4 protein-coding genes are annotated in these 7,790 nt (G+C 51.7%); 3 read left to right on the top strand and 1 reads right to left on the bottom strand.

Annotated features, from left to right (window positions below):
- On the top strand, window positions 1-1,140 hold a 1,140-nt coding region (locus tag HK26_RS11705), incomplete at its 5' end, for a methyl-accepting chemotaxis protein (RefSeq protein ID WP_086639946.1).
- Window positions 1,141-1,204: 64 nt separating this feature from the next.
- Here the strand turns inward: HK26_RS11705 and HK26_RS11700 are convergent.
- Window positions 1,205-2,026 (bottom strand): hypothetical protein, encoded by an 822-nt coding sequence (locus HK26_RS11700; protein WP_257640994.1) that lies wholly within the window; start codon window positions 2,024-2,026, stop codon window positions 1,205-1,207.
- A gap of 694 nt (window positions 2,027-2,720) precedes the next feature.
- Here HK26_RS11700 and HK26_RS11695 point away from each other — a divergent pair.
- A complete protein-coding gene (locus tag HK26_RS11695; RefSeq protein ID WP_086639945.1) occupies window positions 2,721-4,313 on the top strand; it encodes a bifunctional aspartate transaminase/aspartate 4-decarboxylase in 1,593 nt (530 codons plus the stop codon).
- Between the two features lie 423 nt (window positions 4,314-4,736).
- Window positions 4,737-7,790, top strand: a complete 3,054-nt coding sequence (fdnG, locus tag HK26_RS11690; RefSeq protein WP_086639944.1) for a formate dehydrogenase-N subunit alpha — start codon at window positions 4,737-4,739, stop codon at window positions 7,788-7,790.

Here is a 7,790-nt window from a genome sequence, read left to right as displayed (position 1 = left end):
ATTGGCGGTTACGCTATTGTCATCGACCATCTCATCCGCAGCATTGTGACCGATCTGGCACCTAAAACAGGATTGTTTGCAAAAAAAGCCACCGTTTCTACTGAAGAAATGGGAGAGGCCATTGCAAGCCTTTGTACCGCCGTTATGCTTGAGATGGATTTAACAATTTCCGTCTATCTGGAAGAAGCTGAGAAAGCCCGCCAGAAATCCCGCGATGAAGTTATTCATAAAGAACAGACGTTTGTGGCTGATAGCTTTGGCGTCATTCTGAGCGAAGTGGCTGAACGCAACCTGTCCCAGAAAATGGACAAAGACCTGCCATCGGCTTACATTCCGCTGCGCGACAACCTGAATGGTGCCATTGAATCACTGCGTGAAACACTGAGCATAGTCAACGACACAACAGACACGATTGATATTACTGCGGGTGAAATTAATACCGCAGCACAGGATCTGGCGCATAGAACGGAACAGCAGGCTGTCTCTGTTGAAAAAACCGCAGCCGCAGTTGAACAGATTACCGCAACAGTGACCTCCACCGCAGCCCGCGTGAGTGAAGCAAATACGTTTGTATTCAACTGCCAGAATATTACTGAGCAGTTTGGCGTCATGATCAACCGCGCGACCGCAGCAATGTCGGAAATTGAACGGTCGTCTGAAGCGATTAGTAAAATTACGAATGTTATGTCCAACATAGCAATCCAGACCAATCTGCTGGCCTTGAATACGGGCGTGGAAGCCGCGCGCGCGGGCGAAGCAGGCAGTGGGTTCCGTGTTCTGGCGCAGGAAATCCGCGATCTTGCCAACCGCGCTGGCAATGCCTCCAAGGAGGTCAAGGAACTTGTCGAAACATCTCGTGGTCAGGTGCTGTCAGGCGTTTCCATTATGGAAGAAGCAGGGCATGCCATTACGACCATTATTTCCAGCGTTGCAGATATTGGCGACCACCTGAAAGCGATTGCAGAAGCTGCATCTGAGCAGGCAACCGCCTTGCAAGAAGTCAACAATGCGGTTTCCACCATTGACCAAGGAACACGCCAGAATGCCTCCATGGTGGAAGAAACCTCGGCGGCAAGTTCTGGTATGGTGCAGCAGGCCCGCCAACTGAAAGGACTGTTGAACGAGTTTACGCTCGTATAACGCACGCTCCTCTACAATATAAAAGCGCCTTCCTTTCCACAGAAGGCGCTTTTATATTATGACTTTAGTAAACCATATTGACCGCAAACTGCGGCGAAACTTTTACACCTGTATTGTGTCCGGCGTAATAAATAGCCGACCCGACAATAATACCCATGCGAGAAGTCCAGCTATATTCAACCGCAGGTGCAATCTGCCAGTCCCCACTGCTCGCTGCAATCCGGTCAATATGTTTGCCATGGGCGTCATCCCCCCACACACGGGAGCCATTTGCCCAATCTCGCGCTAAATCAAAAGCAAGCACCCATGCCTGATTAAGTCCGTATTCCAAGGAAAAACCAGTCTGCCCGCTCATACCCGGGCGACCACGACCATGAAAGCCAGCGCCTGTACCATAACTGGTAACATCTTCCAGTTGCGTGGATGCCAAAGCATGACGAAACCACCCCCATGTGCGTAGCCGCAAGGCATGGTGGCCATTCACCACATAGGTAGATTGCTCCGTAATGGCCATGCGGAAAACATAGGCTCCCGTGCCATTAGCATCCTGCTTGTTCTGCAATTTGTTATAATCGCCAGTAGGGAAGTATACCCCGGCAAAAAGATTGAATGCAGGAATATATTTTTTAGGATTAGGGTCAACAAATCTCCAGACCATATCGACTGGAAAATCTCCAAATTTTGGACCTGATGAATGACCCTGTCCGTTCTGCCATCCATAATTGACAACCGTATGAGCCTGAATACTCAAATGGTCGGTAATGCCATACTTCCACATGGTGGAATTACTGAACGTCTGCTGGCGGGGGTGCTGCGGATGGCTGCTTCCATCCGCGTTAAAATAGCCAATCGGTTGCGTGTAGCTGTAGTAAGGCTCAATACCCACAAGCCCCGCGTGCGCCTCCGCCCCCGAGGGGGACACCAAGGAGCCCGTGTACCACTGACCATCCGCTGCAAGGGCAGTTCCAGACCACAATGCCAGAAGAAAAACCGATGCAGCAAAAGAGGATTGATGCTTTATTTTTTTTATCATTTTCTTCTTTTCATCACATCAGGAGGTACACTTGTACATCTTGGGCGGCATATAGCACCCAGATATGAAAAATTCCATAGTTTCTGCCCCTATTGTAAAATATATTCAAAATCTGATATTGTATTTATATCGTAACAATACGAAGCCAGAACTATTTTTCTTGTGTTTATTTGGATTAACAAAAAGTTTCTCTTGACATTACATGGTTCTAGATCAAAATTATTCCCAAGCCCGCATGAAATGAAGCGTTAGCTCCATGGAAGCGACGCCTCATTGTTAAAATGTTACTCCATGTGGGCGGGACTATGCGCAATGTCAGATCATCGCCATTCCCTCGGCTTAAATGCTGGATTGCAAGCCCTCATTGCCCAGCATCGCAGGCTGTGTGTCCGTGCTTTTATGGCCCTCTCCGACGCCAATGCCGCTCCAGCAATCCTAGCTGCCATTCCTCTTGCCCTAACCCACAAACGGTTTGGTTGCGGGGGAAGGGGGCTGGCGATTGCTTTATCCATCCCTGTTATTGAACCGTGAGCAAAGCGAGACGACAATGACCATTGATTATGCAAAATTCAAAAACCTCAGCCCCTTTGAACTCAAAGACGAGCTTATTCGTCTGGCTTCCAGCCATACGGACCGCGCCATGCTCAATGCCGGGCGGGGTAACCCCAATTTTCTGGCAACATTGCCGCGTTCTGCGTTTTTCCATCTAGGCCAATTTGCTGTTGCTGAATCCGAGCTGTCTTTTTCATACATGACTGCGGGCGTTGGTGGTCAGGCCCGCGTGGAAGGGATAGAAGAACGCTTTGCACGGTTTTTATCCGACAACCGCGACAAGAGCGGTGTCTTCTTTTTAGGCCGCGCACTCAGCTACGTCCGCGATCAGATGGGACTTTCCGCCTCTGCTTTTCTGCATGAGATGGTGGAGGGTATTCTGGGCTGCAATTATCCTACCCCGCCACGCATGCTGAGCATGAGCGAACAGATTGCCGGGCAGTACGTCCTGCGTGAGATGGTAGGAAGCGCCCTGCCAGTGGACAGCACGGACTTTTTTGCAACCGAAGGCGGCACTGCCGCCATGGCCTATATTTTTAACACTCTCAAGCAGAATGGGTTGGTTAAAAAAGGGGACAAGGTCGCTATCGGCCTGCCTGTTTTCTCACCTTACATTGAAATTCCACAGCTGGATGAATACGGGCTGGAAGTTGTTTCCATCCATGCTGATCCTGAAAAAAACTGGCAGTATCCTGCTGGCGAACTGGACAAGCTGAAAGACCCCGCAGTTAAGATTTTCTTCTGCGTCAACCCCAGCAATCCTCCATCAGTAAAAATGGATGACGCCTCTCTGGAGTTGATTGCCTCCATTGTCAAAAACGACCGTCCTGATCTCATGATCCTGACAGACGACGTTTATGGCACTTTTGCTGATGATTTTCGCTCACTTTACGCTGTGTGTCCGGCCAATACCATTTTGGTTTACTCCTTCTCCAAATATTTTGGGGCAACCGGCTGGCGTCTGGGAGTTATCGGCGTTCACAAAAACAATGCAATTGACGGGTTGCTCCGCGCACTCCCCGGAAGCACGCAAAAGGCTCTGGCCCGCCGCTATTCCAGCCTGACAACAGATGCCAGTGCGCTCAAGTTCATTGACCGTCTGGTCGCAGATAGCCGTGCCGTGGCACTTAACCACACAGCAGGCCTGTCCACACCGCAGCAGGTCCAGATGGTGCTCTTCGCACTTTTTGCCATGATGGATGAAACCGGACACTACAAGGCATCGCTCAAAGCCGTTATCCGCCGCCGCGAAGCAACCCTTTACCGTGAACTCGGCGTTAAACCCCAGGAAGACGCCAATGCGGTTGATTATTACACCCTGCTTGATCTGGAGAGCGTGGCCCGTGAACTGTATGGCAAAAAGTTCGCCAAATGGATGCTCAAACGCGCCAGCACAGGGGAAATGCTGTTCCGCATAGCAGATGAAACCGGCATTGTTCTGCTCCCCGGCGAAGGCTTTGGTGTGCAAAAACCCGCAGCTCGCGCATCCCTCGCCAATCTGAGCGAATATCAGTATGCGGCCATTGGCCGTTCACTGCGCAAAATGGCTGATGAATACTATCAGGAATTTACCAAGTCTGAATCATAAAGCTGACAGGGCCAAAACTCGTACTGTCGTCTTTTAAATATGGTGTGGAGCACAGAGCAGCTCCACACCATATTTTTATACAATAAACTTATGCATCTGGATCATGTGGTCAAAAACTGATCGCAATTGATATATAACATCCTGATCCACCCCCGACACGTTCCGCGCATTAAATATAATGCAACACCACGCAACATATTATCTATATACAATGGAATATAGATAATATGTATAGTTAAGACTTATCTACTAATCCATACTATTTATGGATGCATTTCTGCCACAGCACCGCATGATTATGCTAAAAAATTCTAAAGTATTCTTCATACGTGTTTAAAAGTGATCCGGATCAATGCCGGAAATCCGCAGAGCATATATACGGCATCTGTATTACTGTTTCTTTACAAAACCGGGATGGTTCAAATGGCTCTTGGGCGCAGGGAGTTTTTAAAAGGTGCGGGCACTTGCGTTGGAGGAGCCAGCGCCATAGCCCTTGGCTTTGCTCCCCCAAAAGCGTTTGCGCAGGAAACACGGCAGTATAAATTGCTGCGTGCAAAAGAGACGCGGAACAACTGCACCTACTGTTCTGTCGGCTGTGGGTTGCTCATGTATTCTCTGGGCGACGGCGCAAAAAACGCCAAGCCCAGCATTTTTCATATCGAGGGCGACCCCGATCATCCGGTCAGCCGTGGCTCCCTTTGCCCAAAAGGTGCCGGGCTGGTTGATTTCATTCATAGCGATGGCCGCCTGCATTACCCATCCTATCGCGCCCCCGGGAGCAATGAATGGACGCGGATCAGTTGGGAGGAGGCCACAGACCGTATTGCGCGCCTACTCAAAGACGACCGCGACAAGAATTTTATAGAAAAAAACGACAAGGGCGAAACCGTTAACCGCTGGCTCAGCACCGGCATGCTGGCATCCTCCGCCGCTAGTAACGAAACCGGGTTGCTGGACTTTAAATTCGCCCGTTCCATGGGCATGCTGGCGCTTGATTGTCAGGCACGTCTGTGCCACGGACCAACGGTCTCTGCTCTGGCGCCCACCCTTGGCCGTGGCGCCATGACCAATAACTGGGTAGATATTAAAAACGCCAATGTTGTGCTGATTATGGGCGGCAACCCGGCCGAAGCGCACCCGGTCGGCTTTAAATGGGTTATGGAAGCCAAAATCCGCAATGGTGCCAAGGTTATGGTCGTGGACCCACGATTTAACCGCAGCGCTGCCGTGGCCGATTTTTATGCGCCCATTCGTGCAGGTTCTGATGGCGCTTTTCTGCTCGGGGTCATCAATTACCTCCTCACGCATGATCAAATCCAGCACGAATACGTCCGGTCCTACACCAACGCACCTTTTGTTGTGCGCGAAGACTTCAGCTTCCACGAAGGGCTTTTCAGCGGCTACGATGCCGAAAAGCGGAGTTACGACAAATCATCCTGGGCTTACGAGCGTGACGCGCAGGGTTATGCGGTTGTTGATCCAACACTCCAGAACCCACGCTGCGTTATTAACCTGTTACGCCAGCATGCTGCGCGCTACACGCCAGAGGTTGTGACCCAGCTTACTGGTACCCCCGAAAAAGACTTCCTCCATGTTTGCGAAACTCTGGCCGCAACCAGCGCACCAGACCTGACATCCACCATTCTCTTCGCACTGGGTTGGACCCACCACACCAACGGCACACAGATCATCCGTACTGCCGCCATGATCCAGCTCCTGCTGGGCAATGTTGGTATGGCGGGCGGTGGGCTTAACGCTCTGCGCGGGCACTCCAACATTCAGGGTTATACTGACCTTGGTCTGCTGTCGCTGCGTCTGCCGGGATACATGAACCTCCCCAAGGACAGCCAGCAAACGCTGGATAACTACATGCAGGCCGTTGTGCCGCATGCAGATGAACCCGGGCAGGTCAACTACTGGCACAATACACCCAAATTCTTTGTCAGCCTGATGAAAACCCTATGGGGAGAACACGCAACCCCCACCAATAACTGGGGATATGACTGGCTGCCAAAGTGGGATCGCAGCTACGATATGCTGGCCTATTTTGAAATGATGCATCAAGGCAAGGTCAACGGTTATATCGCACAGGGCTTTAACCCCCTTGCTGCCATGCCGGACAAAAACCGTATACGTGAATCCCTGTCAAAGCTCCGCTTTCTGGTCACAATGGACCCATTGGATACGGAAACATCTAACTTCTGGCAAAATGAGGGCACCTATAACGACGTCAAACCGGAAGATATTCAAACAGAAGTCTTCCGCTTGCCTGCCTCCTGCTTTGCAGAGGAAAACGGCTCCATCGTCAACTCGGCCCGTTGGTTGCAGTGGCATTTTGAAGGTGCCAAACCGCCGGGAGATGCATGGAATGATGGGCATATTATTGGCACCATCTTTACCAAACTCCGCGCTCTCTATGCCAAGGAAGGCGGCGCATACCCAGAGCCCGTGCTGAACATGCAGTGGAACTACCGGGACCCGGAAGACCCCACCCCCGAAGAAGTCGCCAAGGAAGCCAATGGCTACGCTCTGGCAGATATAATGGATGACAAGGGCAAGGTTGTGGTCCGCAGGGGCGAGCTGCTCCCCGATTTTGCAGTGATGAAAGATGATGGCAGCACTGCCAGCTTCTGCTGGATTTTTGCCGGATCATGGACGCAGGCCGGCAACCAGATGGCCAGGCGTGACAATACCGATACAGGGCTGGGCACAACACCCGGTTGGGCATGGGCGTGGCCTGCAAACCGTCGCATTCTGTATAACCGTGCCTCGCTGGACGTGCAGGGCCGTCCATGGGACCCCAAAAGGCAGATTATTGCTTGGGATGGGCAGCGCTGGGGCGGCGCAGATGTGCCCGATTATCCGGTTACATCTCCACCCAATAGCGGCGTAGGCCCTTACATCATGCATAGCGAAGGGGTCGGCCTGCTCTTTGCAGGTGGCGACAAGCTGGTCGATGGGCCTTTCCCCGAGCATTATGAGCCGACTGAAACACCGGTTCTGTCCTCCGCTCTGGGCAAAACAGCACTCCGGAATCCTGCCGCCCGCTTTTATGCGGATGAAAAGCCCCGTATGGGTGATCCCGCCCAGTACCCCTATGTTGCGACAACCTATTCCATTACAGAGCTGTTCCGGCACTGGACCAAACATTCCAGAATCAATGCGATCATGCAGCCCGAACAGTTTGTGGAAATAGGCGACAAGCTGGCAGGTAAACTTGGCATTAACGCGGGGGATATGGTGCGCGTCTCATCCCACCGCGGGTATATCGAGGCCAAGGCCGTTGTCACCAAAAGGCTCAAACGCCTGAGCGTCATGGGCAAGGACCTGGATCAGGTTGGTGTGCCATGCCACTGGGGCTTTAAGGGGGCAGCCAGAAAAGGCTATCTGGCCAACACACTGACCCCCGGCATTGGGGATGCAAACTCCCAGACGCCGGAATTTAAAGCTTTTCTTGTTAATGTTGAAAAGGTCTGA

This window comes from Acetobacter okinawensis (assembly GCF_002153655.1).
Lineage (GTDB): Bacteria > Pseudomonadota > Alphaproteobacteria > Acetobacterales > Acetobacteraceae > Acetobacter > Acetobacter okinawensis_A.
The sequence above is the reverse complement of the archived record's forward strand: the minus strand, read 5'-3'. Positions and strand labels throughout refer to the sequence as shown.